Source organism: Candidatus Obscuribacterales bacterium (assembly GCA_019744775.1).
Lineage (GTDB): Bacteria > Cyanobacteriota > Vampirovibrionia > Obscuribacterales > Obscuribacteraceae > SBAT01.
In genome coordinates, this window is sequence record JAIETZ010000003.1 from 347,453 (window position 1) to 364,313 (window position 16,861).

Below are 16,861 nucleotides of genomic sequence, written 5' to 3' on the forward strand. Positions count from 1 at the left end.
GGGATAACGAGCCGTAAAGCGGCACGGGAAGTAATTATATCGTCTTGGCATTAAGAGCCGTTACGCTTTTGCTATACCCAATTACTCAGTTGTTTTAAGCTGATACCTTAGGTAATATTCTCACTGTAAATACGTTTTAACTCGTCAAGATATCTAGAGATGAATCGAAAAAACCATTTGCCAGTCTTGTTGAGCGTCGCCGGTTGTACACTGCTTTCTTTCTTCATGACAGCAGCTTCGGCCGAAGAATTGAAGGCGCTGCATCCCGAAAAGCTTGATCCGGCACCGCATTTGAAGCAAGCGATGACCTTCATCAAGGAAAAACGCTATCAAGAGGCACAGAAGCAATTAGATGCCGCTCTCGAATTAAACCCCAATTATTACGAAGCCTGGGGACAGCAGGCGCTTTTGTATGTGCTTAGTGGAAAAGACGATCAGGCAATTGCCAAGTATCGCCAGCTAGTTGAAGTTAAGCCGGAATTAGTCGATGCCCATGTCAACCTTGGAAGTATGTTGGCAAAGAAAAATCAGTTGAAAGATGCTGAGTGGGAATTGCGCAAGGCAATTGCAATCAACTATCGCTCCGTTGAAGGGCATTACAACCTGGCAAATGTTTTGGTGCGCGCCGGACGCTATGAAGAAGCGCTTACCGAATACAAAATGTGTTTGAAGTTGTCGCCTAACAATGCCATGGTCTACAACAACATGGGTGTCATCTACCAGTGTCGTGACTATCTAGAGGAAGCTCACGAAGCATTCCTGCATGCTTTGGCTCTTGATCCTACTAACGAAATGTTCGAGAAGAATTTGGGACTTTTACGTCAACAAATTCGTGGCAAAACATATCAAGCTAAGCACGTAATGCCGGCGCACACACAAGTTTCAACACTGAAGTCTGTTACGAAATAAGCGATTTGCTGAAGTAAGTAAATTAGTTCAATTGCACGCCGAGTTCGTTGGTGAGCATGATTTCAATTTCTTGACCAGGCATGAGGCTAATGTCGTCGCCTGAGCGGAACAAAGCAATCGCTGATCCGCCGATCAGTGTTGCAACAGCCGGTGCACCAAGGGTAGCAATGTTGGCTGCTACTAATGCACCGCGTGCGGCTCCTTGCGAATTCATGCCGGTTACTGATTTAACACCGCCACCGACACGAGTGCCGAAGTTGGTACCGGGATCTAACTCACCTTTAGTGTTGGTTACGCCCTTTTGAAATTCTAGAGCGGCATCAAGAGGAATAACTTCACCTGTTGGTGTGACAATTTGTTCAAGTCTTAAACCAATTTTTCCGGCGCGGCTAATTAGACGTGGTTTCGATACTTCGACAACGCGACCTCTAACAAGACTGCCTCTCGGCAATAATAAACTGCGTCCGACAAAGAGATCTTCTTTGCAGTGCCCTTCGAAGATGTCGCCGGGTTTGCTTTGGCGAGCGTCAATTACTTGCTCAACGACTAGCTTCAGTTTTGTTTGCACAGGCAATGTGGTTGACTCAAGACTTGATTGCAATGCTGTTTTGGATGAGCTTGTGCCGTTTAAAGCCCGAGTGGCGCTGGCATCATCAGCAAAGTCCGGAACATTTTTCGGCTCAATTGCGTGCATTGGCACCACGGATGGTGCAGGCGCGAAGCGTGGGCTGTGAGAGTCTTGCCGCGCGGCATCTGCCGTAGCGGTTGAGATTAAAAATGAAGCTGCGAGTATTCCAGCCAGATGTGCTTTCACTGTAGCTCTCCCAATTAAATGCCTGGACTTGTCAATTCAAATTATAGTGGAAAAGCTTGTGGCTTGCTTAAAAATGCAACGACTGCTTCAACATCGGTCGCTACATTAACCTCTTGGGGTCTGTAATTTGTCTGAATTACCTTAATGGCAATGCCATTTTCCAGGGCCCTTAGCTGTTCAAGCGATTCGGCCAGTTCAAGCCGGCTGGGGGGCATCTGAGATATGCTCAGCAAGGTATTGCGTCGATATACGTACAATCCGGCATGATGCAAATGAGACCGTGTTTGTCCTTCTCTTACAAACGGAATTGCCGCTCGTGAAAAGTAGAGGGCGAAGTTGTTCTTATCTACGACAACTTTGACAATGTTTTTGTTCTGAACTGCGGAATTGTCGGAAATAGGACAGGCAATTGTTGCCATTTGAATAGATTGATCTTCAAGCATAGGCTCTATGGCTTGGTCAACTGCTTGAGGATCAATGCAGGGTTCGTCGCCTTGCACATTGACGGCAATTGTAATGTCCTTGCGTTTTGCCACTACTTCAGCCAGTCTGTCTGTGCCTGAATGGTGATCGCTGCGTGTGAGCACTGCTTTGCCGCCGAAGGCAGTGACGGTGCTTAAAATGCGTTGGTCATCGGTTGCTACAAGTACTTCGTTGACAAGTTTGCACTGCATAACTTGACGGTAAACGCGCTCGATTAGCGGCATGCCGCCGATATCAATGAGGGGTTTGCCAGGCAAACGAGTTGATCCCCAGCGTGCCGGCAGTATTGCTACGATTTTTTCGTTCGGCAAAGAAGTCATGGGCATATTTTCCACTAACTTATGCAGTCTTGAGCGATCAAATGGTTGTCATTAAGCAGAATTTAGAACGCTTCTCGCTATGATCTTCTCGTATTGAGTTTTTGATGGTGTCAAATGACGACAGATTATCCACTGACTGAAGAAGAGTTGGTAAAGCGCGGCAAAGACTTGTTGGAATCGTCCGATGATGAATTCTCTTCTGTAGTTAACTTCATGCATCAGCTTCCTGAAGAGCCGCCGCTACCCGGAGAGTTGGCCAATAGAGTATTAGCTGCTATTTTCGGTGATGCTGAAAAAATGCCTGGTTTGGTGCGAATTCTTTCAGAGGGACTTGAGAAAGTTGTGCGCAAGGGCAACATCATTCAGTTAGTCAATGAAGAAGCTGAATCAGATCCCTGGCAAGGTTATATCGTCAAGAAAAAGCATGTAGTGCAATTTGAAATTGAGAATCAGCGTGGATCCGTATCGCTAAAAAATGTTTCTGGTTTGAGTTTTGTGGAAAACGGACTAGAAGCAGCTCTGCAGAAGGCAACTGTTAAACCACCGAAACTTGAATGTACTCTAAAGCTTGGTCTCTTTCCCGTACAAAGGACAGTCGATATCGCATGAGCGCAATACCAATCAAACCAAAAGTAATTGCCCACCGAGGCGGTTGTGAGTGGGCACCGGAAAATACTCTGGCAGCTTTTAAGCGTAGCCTTGAGTCTGGAGTCGATGGCATTGAATTGGACGTCCAACGTTGCGCAACGGGCGAGCTTGTTGTTATTCATGATGTTGAGATTTCGCGAACAACAAACGGCGCCGGCTACATAAAAGATATTACGTATCCGGAACTGCAGAGGCTCTCTGCCGGTTCTTGGTTTTCCGCAGAATTTGCCTCTGAAAAAATTCCATTGCTTGAAGAAGTGCTTGAACTTCTGCAAGGCAAACTTACGCTTCATTTGGAAATCAAAAATGCTCCTGTTGAATATCCCGGTATCGAAGATGATGTGTTGGATTTGCTATCGCAGTACAAATATCCTGACACTGTCGTAATTAGTTCTTTTGATCATCCTCTGCTCAAACGTGTTCATGAAAAAGCACCGAAGCAGAAGTTGGCTTTGTTGGCTGATGCTTACTTTTTGGATTTAGTCGGTTATGCCAAACAGGTAGGTGCAAATGTCTGGCACCCAGGTTTTGGAAACTTGCGCAAAGAGTGTGTGCAAGTAGCGCATGCTGCTTCTATGCCAGTCAACACGTGGACATTGAACAAAATAAGAGAATGGGCTTTTGCTTTAGCAATTGAAGTTGATGGCGTGATTACAAATGATCCAGTCGGACTAACCAACTTTCTTTCTCGCGCTGAAGCGGTCAATACCAGTTGTTGAAGATTTGAACCATGACGGAACTGCGACCGAGATCATCAACTGGGTCAATGCGGTTAACGTATTGCCACTGATAGCCGAGTTCAACGCTTGTGTGTTTGCTAATGTTGCGCCCAACGCCGGCATAAAGACGGTTCTGATCAAATCCGGATTTTATGTCTGTCTGTAAGGAGTTGAGATTGATGAATAATTCGTTTGAGCCGGCCAGATACCAATTAGTCTTGCCTATCGTATATGTGCCGCGAACTTGATGACGAGCTCTAATAGCGCAACCGTTTACAAAGTCGGAGAGCCTTTCTTCTAAGCGTGTTCTATTGGTAATTACAAATTTGCCTACTCGAGTATTCCACTCATTATTGAACAAGGCTTGCTGAAAAATACGATATTCATTAGCTGGTATTCTGCCTGGTATGTTGTAATTACTAATCCAACAAAATCCGTTGTAGACATAACCGTTTCGAAGAAATCGAAAACCAATTGCCGGTCTCACGAGCAACTGATCAAATCGCTGCACATTGTTGTTTATGCGCGGATTGAGTTCGAGATAACCCCACCAGCGTTTGCGGATAGGCGCGTTGAAATATATGGGAGACCACAGTCCCCAATCTTTTTCTACTTGCGCTGCGGCCGGTGAAGCTGTCAAGTCGCAGAGGGGTAATTGTGCCAAGAGCAGTATTGCTGCTTTTACAACTAACCCTAACTTGCATGCTGGTTTTTTGCCCAATATCATCCGCAGTGCGCCGTCAGTAATATTGTGATTATTGAATATGTATATTGTACGGCAAAGATAATTCTAAAAACTAATTTTCTTAAGTCCGTCAGTTGCCTTTCTCGATAAGTCCGAATTTGGATAGATTCTGATGACTTCTTTGTAGTCCGCAGCAGCTAGAGGATAGTCACGCTGCATTACATGAACAACAGCTCTTAAGTAAAGCGCTTGTGCGTCGTTATGATGCCCTTTTAGATACTTGTTCAAGATCGCAAGTGCTTCGTTGTACTGTTTTGCGTTGAGATAGAACATTGCTTCCTTCAACGGATGATAGCCTGTTTGCTTGCCACCTGGCTTGGAGCTATGGTGCGTGGTTTCAGCTGTAGACTCTTCGCCTGCTTCTGATTCTTTTTCCTTATCTTTTTCAGCCTCGGCTTTTGCTTTTTCCTCTTCTTCTTCTTTGACTTTTTCAGCTTCTTTCTTTTCTTCTTCGGCCTTCTTCTCTTCCTCTAATTTTTTCTCTTCTTCTGCTTTTTTCTCGTCTTCTTTAGCATCTGTGTCTTTTTTGTCTTCAGCACCTGCTTTGGGCCTCTCTTCAGCCTTTTTCTCGTCTTCAGCCTTTTTCTCGTCTTCGGCTTTCTTGTCGTCCTCGGCTTTCTTGTCGTCCTCAGCCTTCTTCTCTTCCTCTATTTTTTTCTCTTCTTCTGCCTTTTTCTCGTCGGGAGACAAAGGTTCTTTGTCTTTTTCATCTGGTGTATCTGATCCCTTTAGACCGCCCCAAGGATTAGTGTTTCCCATGCCAGGACTGCTATCTTTTTCATCCTTCTCTTCCTTGGGTGATTCGTTGTCGGATTTTATCGATTCGTCCATCATGGCTTGCCGATTTACCAATTGGTAGCCATTTCCTTCGAAATTGTTATAGTGTTCGGCGAGCGCCTGAGTGTCTCTGGATGTTAATTGCTTTTGTTCTTGCAAATCCTTGGCGTTGTATCCATAAATACCGGCAGCCATCATGTCATTTGGATTGCTAAGGTGTGGCAAGCCTAGTACGTGGCCAATTTCGTGCGTTACGACTGCTTCGAGCATTCTAATTTGCTCATCAAACATGGTGTCATATGCCGGAGAGGAGCGCGAGGGAATTGGAGTACTGTCAGCTAGTCTGTCTGTTGTGATCCATACGTGGGCTTTGGATAATACAGGATTGCCATCTCGAATTTTACTTGTCCAGGCTAAGCCAAGAGCCCTAGCCATATCTGTTGTCCAGTGAATGTGAATTTGTGCCGGCACTGGATCGTGTGGAACATTCGCAAAATTTTCCTGCATACGCAAAATCATCGGCTTCGCATCATCCATTTCTTTCCATGCCGATTCTGCAATGGGATCAGTGCCGTCGATGATGAATGTAATGTTGTCGTTGGAAGCTGATGTCCAGGCGCTTAGCGCTTTGGAAATAACATCGCGCATTTCGCTCCTATAGCCTCTTACTCCTTCACCGCTGTCTATGTAAACATGCAATGGCATGCGGCGTAGGTTCCACCAGCCTAAACCAGCTTCACCAAATGATGATTCGAATGGAAAGAATCTGTTTGACTGCTCGACCTTTTGTGCTTTGGACACTCTTGGTAAGCGCGCTCTAGCATTTTCTGCTTGCTTGCTGCGGGGATAGTATTCGATCACTTTTTCATAGTACTCTAAGGATGCATCTAGATCGCCGATACTTTCATTGGCGATACCACTGCCAAGCAATGCTTGTGCATTTGTGTCGTCTTTAGACAATACACTTTGATAAATAGATAGCGCATTTGGATATTTGCCCATGCCGAGATATAGTTCTGCCAGCAGCATTTGATTGTCGAATGTGTCCTGCAACTGAATTAGGGATTGCAATTCAGTCTCCGCTTCATTGAACCGGTGCAACCTGGTGTTTACTATTGCGAGAGCCTTATGTGTTTGGGGATCTTTAGGATTTAAATCCCGCGCTTCGGTAAATGCGTCGAGTGCTTCCGGCCAGTCTTGATTGCGATAGTGGGTGACGCCTTTGTTGTATGCTTCAGCCCAATTGTCGGCCGAAACTGGATTAGCAGAGACTAAGGATGCTAAAGCAACTATAGCCAGAGCGGCTCTTTTTAGCTTGCCCCGGTTAGACTTAATGACACGGCAATGCCGCCCTGCTTCGTTTCGTGTCAATTCCACCGCTCGGTCCTGATATGGTAAGTATTTCTATTCTAGCTGGCTTTTCAAGTCCGGACTAGACGCCCTTTTTAGCCGGTTGCTTCTGGCTAAGCATCTTCTCGAGTTCCATTGCCAACGTCAGGTAGGGAAGCAGGGAATAGCTGACCATTGATAGGTCTACCAGGTGCCTTCCTGTGTGAGCTTGTAATTCGCCCATCAGCTCAAATTGGCTTCTGTCCGGGATTACAGTGCGAAAAACGGCAAAGTCCTCTTCGAGAGTGCGTAGTCTTTGCTCTAATTCTACTTCTACGGTGCGGTCTTTCCTGAAGCGAGTAATCAGCACCCCTAGAATTTTGAGATCTTCATTGAGAGATGGCTCACCATGCACAATTTCGTGCACCTGTTCAAGCATGCGCTCAAGACCAGTCAAACTAATTACTGATGCCATCGTTGGAATGACTATCCAGTTAGAAGCGCAAAGCGCATTTAGCGTGAGCATGCCCTGGCTGGGTGGACAATCAATGAGAATATAGTCGTAATTGGCTGCAACTGGTTTTAGTGCATCGGACAAAATACATTCCGGCTTGCCGGAAAGAGTTTCAGGTGATGTATCGAGAGCTACTTCGGTCATCACTAAATCGGGTGATGCCGGTACCAAATGTAAGTTATCGCGAATGGGAAGTATGCAGTCAGCTAAACTGCCACCGGATTCGTAAATGGTGGCAAGACTATTGTCCTGAGCATGTTCCTTTTGCTCATCGTTTAGCTCGAGAGAATAAGTTAGATTTGCTTGTGGATCAGAATCAATTAGCAGAACTTTTCTGTGCAAACGAGAAAGTGCTGCACCCAGGTATGCGGTGGTGGTAGTTTTTGCAACTCCACCCTTTTGATTAGCAATGGAAATTATGTGTTTTGACGGCACTTTGTCTGCTTGGCTTCAACATTAGCGCATTTGCTGGCGCACGATGTTCGAAATAAGAGGGATTTCTGCATACTTACCCAGAAATGAGAAGATCATCCCATATAACAAAAGAAGAACACCGGCATTCATCAAGTAGCCCAATCCCAAAGCCACGCCGCCGCTAACTTGAGCCACTAATTGCTGCGAAATTGCCGGTATAAAATTTGCTAGCGTCATCATTATGGTGCTGATGAGCGATACAAAAATACTGCTCGTCCAACCAAGAATTAGCCCGATAATGCCCAACATTATTGATTGCAGGAAATGGAAACGGAAAAATTCCGACTGATCTCGCCTGCCGCCCAATATTATGTAAAGCAATCCGGCCAAGCCGAATGTCAGATAACATAGTCCGCCGACTATTTTTTCCAGGGTGGTGGGCTGATTGAGATTAGTCCAGGGCATTAGAACCTCAGGTAAGTTGCTCTCTAATTTTGCTTGCTAATCCGCTTAGTGGCAAGCGAATTTGACTGCCATTGCGCATGTCTTTCAATGTCAGTTCATTGGCCGCTATTTCATCGTCGCCGGCAATCACTACAAGCGGGCAGCCTTGCTTGTTGGCTTGTTGCAATTGTTTGGTGAAAGAGCGGCTTTCAAAGCCATTTGCAGGGTAATCAAGATCGGCAGAAATGCCTTCCTGACGCAATGCGGTAGCAACTTCTAGAGCTACTTCGGCTTTTGTGCTCACGACATAGACGTCTACTTTTGACGTGTCTTGGTTGTCGAGAAGTAGCGTTAGTCGTTCAAGTCCGAGTCCCCAGCCGACAGCTGCGGTTGAGGGACCACCGAGTGTTTTGATAAGGTTGTCATATCTGCCGCCGGCTGCAACAGTTGACTGAGCACCCAGGCGTTTGTCGTGAGAGACAATTTCAAATACCGTCCGCGTGTAGTAATCGAGACCTCTTACCAGGCGCTTGTTAATGACTATTGGGATATTGAACTTTTTGAGCAATCCAAGTAAGCCTTGCCAGTGACTTTCGCAATCGGCACAGAGGTGATCGAGCGCTGCGGGTACATCTTGGTATTGCTCTTGATCCGCTTTGACCTTGCAATCGAGCATGCGCAGCGGGTTTCTGTCGAAACGGTCGCGGCAGTCTTCGCACAAGTTCGGCAGTTTTTCTTTTAGTGATTGCTTTAAAAGCTCACGGTAAGCCGGTCTGCAAGCAGGGCAGCCTATGGAATTGACCTGCACTTCGAAATCCGTTAGTCCGGCTGCTTTGAGAAATTGCACTGCTACGACAATTACTTCGGCATCGATTAATGGGCCGGCGCTGCCGAAGGCTTCCAGTCCCAGTTGGTGAAACTGCCGATAACGCCCGGTTTGCATACGTTCGTAACGGAAAAATGGTCCCATGTAAAAGAGTTTGATGGGCGGACTCTGTCTGCCCAAGCCGGAATTTAAATAAGCGCGAACGGCACTGGCTGTGCCTTCGGGGCGCAAGGTCAGCGAACGGTCCGATTTGTCGTTGAAGGTATACATTTCCTTACCGACAATGTCCGTAGTCTCACCCACGCTGCGCTTGAAGAGCTCTGTGTGCTCGAATATAGGGAAGCGGATTTCCTTATAGCCAGCCGACATCAGCGTCTTACGGGCAAGCTCTTCCAGCTTTTGCCAAAGCTCTGTCTCCCCCGGCAGTATATCTCGCGTGCCGCGGGCTGGCTGCATGCTTAGTTGTTGCTGTTTCTCGTCAGTCAAAGTGTCCACTTTTGTTAGATTCCGGTCGTCGGCTAACCATTTTACCTGGTTTTATCAGCATGAAACAAATTCATTACCAGAGTCACAAAAGTGTAAAGAGCGAAGCCAGCCGTGGCAACCACGAGCTACAGCGAGAATGTAGGATTGCGACAGAGCAATCCGAAATGGAGCGTGGACGCCGGACGGCAGCGAAGTCCGAGCAGAATGCGAGGACGGAGCGATAAATCGGGTATATCAAAAGTGCGGAAAGTTAAGGACTATCATGGCTTCCGGGCTCGATACAACGAGAGACAAAGTACGGCTTTTGTCGTCGACCGATTTAGAAGAGGTCGTAACGATTATGTCGGAAATTATTCTTGGGCTAGGCTCGCCCAAGAGTTGTGCTGTTTTGGTGTTTGATCCGGATCTTGAGGAGTTTTCTGACAGGTTTACGTTTGGCGAGAAGAAAGGGAGTTTCGCTAAATTCGTTGAAGAGTTCAATTTGGAAGAAGATGAGCTAGATTCCGGTGTCATCGAAATTGATGCGGATGATTTTGATGTTCCGCCTGAATTGCAGCCAACGCATGTCTATCATGTAAAAGATGATGATGCTCTGTGCGCCACGATTATTATGTCGGGCGATTTGCATTACGAAGCTGATGACTTTGAGCAAATGCTTGATGATTATCCATTTGCAATGGCAGTGAAGCGCGCCTGGGAATTGAGTGAGTTAACGAAAGAAAATGAACGACTAAGACGCCGATACGAAGAGTTGGAAGACAGAATTATTTCTATGGAAGAGCAAACTCGTCAGCTCATTCATGATGTGATGTTAAAAGATTCATTGCGAACAAAGCACACGGATCGCGAGCGATTGTTGTACCGAATAAGTAATGCCGTGCGCAGTTCGCTGGACATTGAAAAGGTCTTGAAAGATGCGGTTGAAAATATTGGTTCGACCTATCAAGTCAGCCGGACTCTTATCATGGGATTTATCAAGGACGGCGAGCGCATAGACGTTTACGAATACCATCGTGAGGATGTGTCGCCGGCTAAGGTCTTGTTGGAAACAGTTGAAGGTACTGAGTTTATCCATGGGGCGTTGGTCAAGAAAGTCCCGCAATATTTGACTGACGATGGTAGAGCTAATGATTCAGAAATTCATTCGAAGCTTTTGCGTGAAATGGATTATCGTTCCGCGCTTCTTGTGCCGCTTGTGATGCGCGATCAGGTGCTTGCTGTTTTGTGTTTGCAGGACTGTGTCATTCCGCGCGAGTGGGACATTGATGACGTATCGCTTTTAAGTTCACTTGCCGACCAATTATCCGTTGGTATTGAAAATGCACAGTTGCATGCGGAGCGCGAAAGACAAGCTGTTACGGATGGCCTGACAGGCATTAACAATCGCCGCAAATTTATGGATGAATTTGAGCGCGAATTCGTGAGAGCCAAGCGCTATAGCGAGCCGTTTTCTCTAATAGTTGTTGACTTGGACTTCTTGAAGAAGATAAACGACAATTACGGTCACCAAGCAGGGGATGAAGCAATTAAGTCAGTGGCGACAGTGATGAAACAGTCTTGTCGCAATATTGATATTCCTGCGCGCTATGGTGGTGAGGAGTTCTGTTTGCTTTTGCCCAATACTGATATTGAACTTGCCGGCCAAATAGCAGAGAGGCTGCGCAAGCTTATAAACGAATGTTTGATTGTAGGTTTTGGTAATATTTCGGCTTCGATTGGTGTGGCATGTTACCCTAAACATGCAAGTGATCCCGACACTTTGTTTCAAAAGGCTGATGAAGCGCTTTACAAAGCGAAAGAAGGCGGAAGAAATAGGGTTAGTATTTCTGAGTAAAATTAGAGTAGAGCTAGGACATTAGGAGAGAAACAATGGGCATTTTCGACGAACTGGTGACCGGACTTAGCAAGGAAATAACGAAGGTACAGAGCCGTTCGCAGGAAATGGTGAAGAGCTATGCGCTTAACAGCCAAATCCGCACTCTGGAAAGACGGAAGAGCGGCATTCTCACCGAGTTGGGTCGCATGGTATTTGATAAGTATGAGCGCAAGCTGGAAATTACTGACGAGAATTTCAAGTCGCGAACAGAGGAAATTGCCGACATCGACGATGAAATCGCTGATTTGCAGGATGAGCTGGAAGCTCTGCAGCTTGCCAATGATCCGACAGCTTCTGCTTCGCAAAAATCGCAAGCGAAAGCCGGCTATCACCCAACCTCCGGATTTACTTGTCCGAAGTGCGAGGCGCCGGCCAATCAAGACAAGCCGTTTTGTCCGTCATGCGGTTGTTCACTTGCGGAAGGCAAGGAAAAACGCCATCATCACGACGATGAGCTTTGCGATGAGGAACACTAGGTTCTGGCGCTTTTGCCACAATCCGGACAAAAGAAGAATGATGGACTTATTTTCGACTGGCAATGCGGGCATGTGCGCAAGCCTGATGTAGGCTCGCTTGTAGGATAACGACCAGCGAGAATTTCCTGGTACTGCTTACTGCGCGCCCAGTTCTGGATTTCTTTGGCGCGATAGACCGGCAATGGATGGCTTTGTGATAGTTCGTGCAGCAGCTTGTAGACTTTATTCAGCGTTGAATAATCGAGTTCTTCATAAGTGTCCGCTTGTCTCAAGAATTCTTGTGGATCAGTCTGAGAGAAAACCGCTTTTGATCCACCTGCCAGCTTCATGTGCAAACGCAAGCAGACATCAGGATCTTGCACGACAAGCAATTCGGCTCTGTCAGCGGAGAGTTCCGATTTGCGCGACCATTCAAATAATGCAACTGCTAGTCCCATAGAAGCCATGCCGCCTAATCCTAGAATGCGACCGGCTATTTGTCCTAGAAAATAAGCAATGGATCTATATAGAACGTGTCCGCATTTTACATGTCCTAGTTCGTGTCCTAGTACCGCCATCAATTCTTCTTCATCTAAAAGATCTACGAGAGCTGATTGCAAAACAATGAACGGTCTTTCCACACCGAAAGTAAATGCGTTGACTTGTGGATTTGTGGTTAGAAATAAATCCGGCTCATGCATGTCCAAAATGTCAGCTGCTTCTTTAAATAGGCGATAGATTTTGGGACACTGCTTGGGTGTGACATGAATAGCTTGACCCATCAGCTGAATGCGAAAAACCCGCTCAATTCCCAGCTCCATTAATTTGCGAAAGACTTTATCTAATATGGGTATGCGCTTAACGGCTTCCAGTGCCTGCGTGTCAGCCGGATGTTCAAAGGCGGCTGATGTGATCCGGGGAAACCTCTTCCTGGTGCGGCTTTCGACTGTCGACATAATTAAAGCTTCTCCGCGGGTTTAATAATTCAAGATCTATCTACCCAGATCTAACGTGCCAATAAGCTCGACCTGGGGTATATATTAAGCACGGTTTTGCCTTAAGTCAGCTGAGGAAGTTTTTGTGGCCAAGCATCGCAATTTGGAATCTGGATCAGAAGGCTTATCCAAGAATGATTGTGAGTCCAGCAACAAGGCTTCGCTGGAAGCAAATCTATCCAAAGTGGAAAAGTTGCCTGCCGATTTGCCGCAACCTCCTACTGATGGGAAGTTTCAAACGCTTCTGCCGTACATTTATGATTATTGCCGCAAAATTGCACACTCTAGATTAGATGCTGACGCTAATAAGCCGATTAAGGTTCAAGTCCCATTACCATTTGGCAAGAAATTTCATTATGACTCGCATAAGGTCGTAAATAAAGGTTACTCGCAGGTTGACTCAATTGATATGGGTAAATCGGGGCTGCTTGAGAGTGTATATCAGGTTACCGACGGCAAGGAAGTAATTACTTTTGATAAATCCACCATTCAAATTCATTCATTAGTCGCGCCACTTTTGAAAAGCAAAGAGACATTCAGAACTGAACAATTATCGAATGCTGAGAGGCCGGTCATTATTTTTAAGAATGCTGCCAAGAAATTGCCGCAGTTTATGCAGGATCATATTCATGCGGATCCGCGTGAGATTATCGTTGCCGACCCGTATGCTCCAGCTGACATTCCTTTCAACCAGGCTGACAAGGCTGAGAAAAAGAAATAAGTACTGCTAGAGAGCTACATACTCAGTATTTCTAATCCGCGACCAACAACAATTGCTAAATTATCTTTGATAGCAATTGCTGATGCTGCATCAACTACCGGGAAAGAAGCAATTTCTTTGGGCGCTGATGGCGTCGTAAAGTCAATTATTGATGCCATGTCTTTGCCGTCAGCGGATTTACCGACAACAACTGCTTTGTGATTTGCAACAGCTACAGCGGCAGCGTCATGTGGCAACGGTGTTGAGCCAAGAAGAGAAAGTTCTTTTCCTTCTTTGGATATGATAAGCAAGAAGCCTCTGTCGTTGGAATCAATTGCTGCGGCAACTGAATATTCATCGCTTAAGGCAATGTCGCGAATAGCGAGATTTTCAAAATGACGAGTGCCCACAAGTTCTGGTGTTTCCGAAGTTGTGTAGAGAGCTACATCATGTAATCCACTGAGTAGAAGATAACCACCGGCAGCTGATAGTCGGCGGTAGTTTGCATCGACGTCAAATGATTTTTCCGGTGTCAGACTGTTTGAATATGTTTGAATCGGATAAATCGTTGTTTTCTTCGACTGTGCAGAAAGGACATAGCCTCTTTGTTTTTCCGTATCAAATGCGACTTGTTGTCCGTTTACCTTGATCTCGGCAACGGTGGAATCAATTGAATCCATTTTGCGTAAGGTTAGCGATTCTTTGCTCAAGCAGAGGATGTAACTGCCCGCACCGGCAATTGATTTTGCCGTGCTGTCAACTTTGGTGACGCCGACAATGGTCGGCTTTTCCGGTTTGGAGATGTCGTAGACCTTGAGATCGGCTCCGCCTAAGACAACCAGATTTCCCCAGGCGGCAACACTGGAAGCAGGCAAGCGGGGAATGGAGAATGTGAATACGTGCTGCCAGACGGATTTGTTGAATGAAATAATTTCTGCTCCGGCGCTTCCTGCAGCTATGTAGCCGTAATTGTCTTTAACGGATAAGCGCGCTTTGGAAGTCATTCCTGATTTGCCCGCCGGCAATGGAATTGCTGCTCCGGCGATTAATTCCAAAGAGCGATTGTATGTGACCGGCTGTACACATGGATTGAATTTTTGTTGACCTAACACCAAAAACCAATTGCGTTGGGCTGCGACATCAATGACTCGGGTCATGTCTGGTATTGGTGATGAAGATACCTTGTGTGGAGATATATCCATGTTGACCAGTGTCATGGTGCACTCTGGTTTGCCTGGCTCTTTACCGGCCAACAAAATGAGATTCTTCTGGCGAGCGAATGCCGTGTAGTGACCGGATAGATGTATGCCTTTGTGTAAAACCGGCGAGGCGATGTCAGCTAAGTTAACAAAATCAAGTCGACTATTATCTCCGCCTTGCAAAACCATAAGTGACTTGTCTTGCAGATCTAATCTGCTCACAGGCGACTCAGTCTTTAGGGTGGACAGCAATGCCGGCTCGACTAGTTTGCCGTGTTTTAAGTTTGTGGCAAAGAAAGCAATTATGTGTTCGCCTTTGCCGCCGGCGCCACCGATGACTATCGTGTCTAAGTTAGCTGCGATGCATGTTGGCTCTGAGAATTGTCCAAGCTGCACAGTTGATACCACATATGGTTCATCCATCGGAGACAAGCTGATTGATAAGAGCTCATAACGAGTTTCTGATTGTTCGCCTTCTTTGCTGACGATGGCAAAGGCACGATGGGGAATTGCGCAGAAGTCGATGAGCTTTCGTCCAAGACCTGTTAATTCGCCTATAACACGAGCCGAGTCGGCTTTTTTAAGTTCGACTATGGCAATGTGACCGAATTCATCGGCGAAGCAGGTATAGCCACGATCGACGATGGCCACGTGATCCGGTGCAATTGCCGGCGGCCAGGCTTGACGGACTAACGTGTACGGTCCGGATTTGATTTTTGCTGCCGGCTTTTTCTTTGCTCGAGCGTATGCCGGGATACTAAATTCCGGGAAAAACGCTAACCCAAGAGAGGATAGCAAAAAATTTCTGCGTGTCAGCATGCGTTAACCTTTGCTAGACGTCTTGATTATGGAAGTAATTGTCGCACTAGATTGCCGGCTAATTGAAGAAGAATAATGGCAATCATGGGAGAAAGGTCTATGCCGCTAATTGGCGGGATAAGCCTTCTGAATGGTTCAACGATAGGTTTGACAGCCATATCCAACCACTTGAATGGCGGTTCATACCAGCGAATATTGGGAAACCAGCTGAGCAGACACCAAATTACAATTAGCCCGCATGCGAGCTGGATGACACTGGCTATTAAACTTCCGATATCTAACATTCAATTATTCTCTCTGGAAATTTGTCTGGATTTTCCCTGGACATGTGACAGTTCCAGATTGTAACATCTACGGCAATTGCAGGCATTGATGACAGCTCCCAGATTCCCATTAACTAGCGAACAACAGCTTGTCGAAGACATTAAACAATGGTCCGGCAATAAGCATATTGGTGACGATTGTGCCATTTTGCCGGGCGGGCAGCTTGTAACCGTCGACGCACTTGTCGAGGGCACGCACTTTATAACTAGTGAAATCGGGTATGGAAATCTTGGCTGGAAAGCGGCAGCTGTTAATTTAAGTGACATTGCGGCAATGGCCGGTCGCCCTAGACATTTAGTTGTAAGCCTGACATTGCCCAAGGATATTGAAAAATCATCTGTTCGCGAATTGATGATTTCGTTAATCGACTGCGCAAAAACATATAGAGCCAATGTGGTTGGTGGCGATTTAACAGCTGGACCTGTTTTGGTTGTTAATGTAACTGCCATGGGTGATGTCCACGAAGCTGGTTGTTTGACTCGATCCGGAGCCAAAGTCGGAGATGTTGTTGTTGTAACAGGTGACTTCGGCGCAAGTGCTGCCGGACTGTCGCTCTGCGGAAATAAAGCTGCACAGGAAAAATATCCCTACGTCTGGCAGAGGCACACAAAACCCTCCCCACGATTGTGTGAGTCCTGGGCGCTTGTGAGAAATACTGCCGGTCGTGCCAGCCTGATGGATGCGTCTGATGGACTTGCCGATGCTTTAATTCAAATTGCTAGAGCTAGCCAAGCGCAAAATGGCGATTTGGGTATAGAAGTAAATCAATCAGATATACCAATTCACGAGCAAACTAAAGAAGTGGCACAACTTTCCGGTGTTGATCCTCTTGAATGGGCTTTTTATGGCGGTGAAGACTATGAACTGGTCGGCACATTGCCCGAGGAAATTTGGAATCACTGGAAAGATAACAACCCGTTTAAAGCCATTGGCAAAGTTGTTGCCAGTTCGGGTGTGTTTTTAAATAAGGGCAAGGCAAAAATTGCTCTCGATTTGAAAAAAAGCTTTCAACATTGGACTGACTTGTAAGATTCTTGCGCTTTACGCTGCCATAATATTCTCGTA

Annotated in this window: 17 protein-coding genes; 7 read left to right on the forward strand and 10 right to left on the reverse strand. The window is 46.2% G+C overall.

Annotated features, from left to right (window positions below; translation table 11 throughout):
* Nucleotides 1-159: 159 nt before the first annotated feature.
* Nucleotides 160-909, forward strand: coding sequence for a tetratricopeptide repeat protein (locus K2Y22_08265; GenBank protein ID MBX9878438.1), 750 nt, complete (start codon nucleotides 160-162; stop codon nucleotides 907-909).
* 22 nt (nucleotides 910-931) lie between these two features.
* Here K2Y22_08265 and K2Y22_08270 read toward each other — a convergent pair whose 3' ends face one another.
* Nucleotides 932-1,723: a hypothetical protein gene (locus K2Y22_08270; protein ID MBX9878439.1), complete on the reverse strand. Its 792-nt coding sequence runs from the start codon at nucleotides 1,721-1,723 to the stop codon at nucleotides 932-934.
* Between the two features lie 41 nt (nucleotides 1,724-1,764).
* The gene (gene kdsB, locus K2Y22_08275; protein MBX9878440.1) at nucleotides 1,765-2,526 is read right to left on the reverse strand and encodes a 3-deoxy-manno-octulosonate cytidylyltransferase; all 762 of its coding nucleotides are present in this window, start codon (nucleotides 2,524-2,526) and stop codon (nucleotides 1,765-1,767) included.
* Between the two features lie 114 nt (nucleotides 2,527-2,640).
* Here kdsB and K2Y22_08280 point away from each other — a divergent pair, with 114 nt between their 5' ends.
* Nucleotides 2,641-3,135: a hypothetical protein gene (locus K2Y22_08280; protein ID MBX9878441.1), complete on the forward strand. Its 495-nt coding sequence runs from the start codon at nucleotides 2,641-2,643 to the stop codon at nucleotides 3,133-3,135.
* Complete coding sequence (locus K2Y22_08285) at nucleotides 3,132-3,893, forward strand: hypothetical protein (protein ID MBX9878442.1); 762 nt, start codon at nucleotides 3,132-3,134, stop codon at nucleotides 3,891-3,893. The genes K2Y22_08280 and K2Y22_08285 overlap by 4 nt, the downstream gene beginning before the upstream one ends.
* On the opposite strand, the gene K2Y22_08290 is transcribed toward K2Y22_08285, so the two are convergent.
* From K2Y22_08290 to hisS, 5 genes are all read right to left on the reverse strand, one after another.
* Entirely contained in the window at nucleotides 3,877-4,620 is a 744-nt protein-coding gene (locus tag K2Y22_08290; protein ID MBX9878443.1) for a DUF2490 domain-containing protein, read from the reverse strand. The two genes, K2Y22_08285 and K2Y22_08290, sit on opposite strands and share 17 nt — an antisense overlap.
* Nucleotides 4,621-4,683: 63 nt before the next feature.
* Nucleotides 4,684-6,792 (reverse strand): tetratricopeptide repeat protein, encoded by a 2,109-nt coding sequence (locus K2Y22_08295; protein MBX9878444.1) that lies wholly within the window; start codon nucleotides 6,790-6,792, stop codon nucleotides 4,684-4,686.
* Nucleotides 6,793-6,847: 55 nt separating this feature from the next.
* Nucleotides 6,848-7,693, reverse strand: coding sequence for an AAA family ATPase (locus tag K2Y22_08300; GenBank protein ID MBX9878445.1), 846 nt, complete (start codon nucleotides 7,691-7,693; stop codon nucleotides 6,848-6,850).
* A gap of 21 nt (nucleotides 7,694-7,714) precedes the next feature.
* A complete protein-coding gene (locus K2Y22_08305) occupies nucleotides 7,715-8,137 on the reverse strand; it encodes a hypothetical protein (protein ID MBX9878446.1) in 423 nt (140 codons plus the stop codon).
* Between the two features lie 7 nt (nucleotides 8,138-8,144).
* Nucleotides 8,145-9,437 carry a histidine--tRNA ligase gene (gene hisS, locus K2Y22_08310; protein MBX9878447.1) on the reverse strand — a complete coding sequence of 431 codons (1,293 nt, stop codon included), beginning with the start codon at nucleotides 9,435-9,437 and terminating at the stop codon, nucleotides 8,145-8,147.
* Between the two features lie 253 nt (nucleotides 9,438-9,690).
* On the opposite strand from hisS, the gene K2Y22_08315 reads away from it, so the two are divergent.
* Nucleotides 9,691-11,262 carry a sensor domain-containing diguanylate cyclase gene (locus K2Y22_08315; protein ID MBX9878448.1) on the forward strand — a complete coding sequence of 524 codons (1,572 nt, stop codon included), beginning with the start codon at nucleotides 9,691-9,693 and terminating at the stop codon, nucleotides 11,260-11,262.
* A 35-nt stretch (nucleotides 11,263-11,297) separates the two neighbouring features.
* Nucleotides 11,298-11,780 (forward strand): hypothetical protein, encoded by a 483-nt coding sequence (locus K2Y22_08320; GenBank protein MBX9878449.1) that lies wholly within the window; start codon nucleotides 11,298-11,300, stop codon nucleotides 11,778-11,780.
* On the opposite strand, the gene K2Y22_08325 is transcribed toward K2Y22_08320, so the two are convergent.
* Nucleotides 11,777-12,715 (reverse strand): M48 family metallopeptidase, encoded by a 939-nt coding sequence (locus K2Y22_08325; GenBank protein MBX9878450.1) that lies wholly within the window; start codon nucleotides 12,713-12,715, stop codon nucleotides 11,777-11,779. The genes K2Y22_08320 and K2Y22_08325 overlap by 4 nt on opposite strands.
* A 124-nt stretch (nucleotides 12,716-12,839) precedes the next feature.
* Between K2Y22_08325 and K2Y22_08330 the strand changes: the two genes are divergently transcribed.
* Entirely contained in the window at nucleotides 12,840-13,475 is a 636-nt protein-coding gene (locus tag K2Y22_08330) for a hypothetical protein (GenBank protein ID MBX9878451.1), read from the forward strand.
* A 14-nt stretch (nucleotides 13,476-13,489) separates the two neighbouring features.
* On the opposite strand, the gene K2Y22_08335 is transcribed toward K2Y22_08330, so the two are convergent.
* Both K2Y22_08335 and K2Y22_08340 read right to left on the reverse strand, forming a co-directional pair.
* Nucleotides 13,490-15,472: a hypothetical protein gene (locus tag K2Y22_08335; GenBank protein ID MBX9878452.1), complete on the reverse strand. Its 1,983-nt coding sequence runs from the start codon at nucleotides 15,470-15,472 to the stop codon at nucleotides 13,490-13,492.
* A 26-nt stretch (nucleotides 15,473-15,498) separates the two neighbouring features.
* The gene (locus K2Y22_08340) at nucleotides 15,499-15,756 is read right to left on the reverse strand and encodes a YggT family protein (protein ID MBX9878453.1); all 258 of its coding nucleotides are present in this window, start codon (nucleotides 15,754-15,756) and stop codon (nucleotides 15,499-15,501) included.
* Nucleotides 15,757-15,844: 88 nt separating this feature from the next.
* On the opposite strand from K2Y22_08340, the gene thiL reads away from it, so the two are divergent.
* Nucleotides 15,845-16,825, forward strand: a complete 981-nt coding sequence (thiL, locus tag K2Y22_08345) for a thiamine-phosphate kinase (GenBank protein ID MBX9878454.1) — start codon at nucleotides 15,845-15,847, stop codon at nucleotides 16,823-16,825.
* The last annotated feature ends 36 nt before the right edge of the window (nucleotides 16,826-16,861 follow it).

Bases quoted from the DNA above. Each gene is read 5' to 3' on its own strand.
- K2Y22_08265 (MBX9878438.1), top strand. From the start codon at position 160: ATGAATCGAAAAAACCATTTGCCAGTCTTGTTGAGCGTCGCCGGTTGT.
- kdsB (MBX9878440.1), bottom strand. From the start codon at position 2,526: ATGACTTCTTTGCCGAACGAAAAAATCGTAGCAATACTGCCGGCACGC.
- K2Y22_08280 (MBX9878441.1), top strand. From the start codon at position 2,641: ATGACGACAGATTATCCACTGACTGAAGAAGAGTTGGTAAAGCGCGGC.
- K2Y22_08285 (MBX9878442.1), top strand. From the start codon at position 3,132: ATGAGCGCAATACCAATCAAACCAAAAGTAATTGCCCACCGAGGCGGT.
- K2Y22_08290 (MBX9878443.1), bottom strand. From the start codon at position 4,620: ATGATATTGGGCAAAAAACCAGCATGCAAGTTAGGGTTAGTTGTAAAA.
- K2Y22_08305 (MBX9878446.1), bottom strand. From the start codon at position 8,137: ATGCCCTGGACTAATCTCAATCAGCCCACCACCCTGGAAAAAATAGTC.
- K2Y22_08315 (MBX9878448.1), top strand. From the start codon at position 9,691: ATGGCTTCCGGGCTCGATACAACGAGAGACAAAGTACGGCTTTTGTCG.
- K2Y22_08320 (MBX9878449.1), top strand. From the start codon at position 11,298: ATGGGCATTTTCGACGAACTGGTGACCGGACTTAGCAAGGAAATAACG.
- K2Y22_08325 (MBX9878450.1), bottom strand. From the start codon at position 12,715: ATGTCGACAGTCGAAAGCCGCACCAGGAAGAGGTTTCCCCGGATCACA.
- K2Y22_08335 (MBX9878452.1), bottom strand. From the start codon at position 15,472: ATGCTGACACGCAGAAATTTTTTGCTATCCTCTCTTGGGTTAGCGTTT.
- K2Y22_08340 (MBX9878453.1), bottom strand. From the start codon at position 15,756: ATGTTAGATATCGGAAGTTTAATAGCCAGTGTCATCCAGCTCGCATGC.
- thiL (MBX9878454.1), top strand. From the start codon at position 15,845: ATGACAGCTCCCAGATTCCCATTAACTAGCGAACAACAGCTTGTCGAA.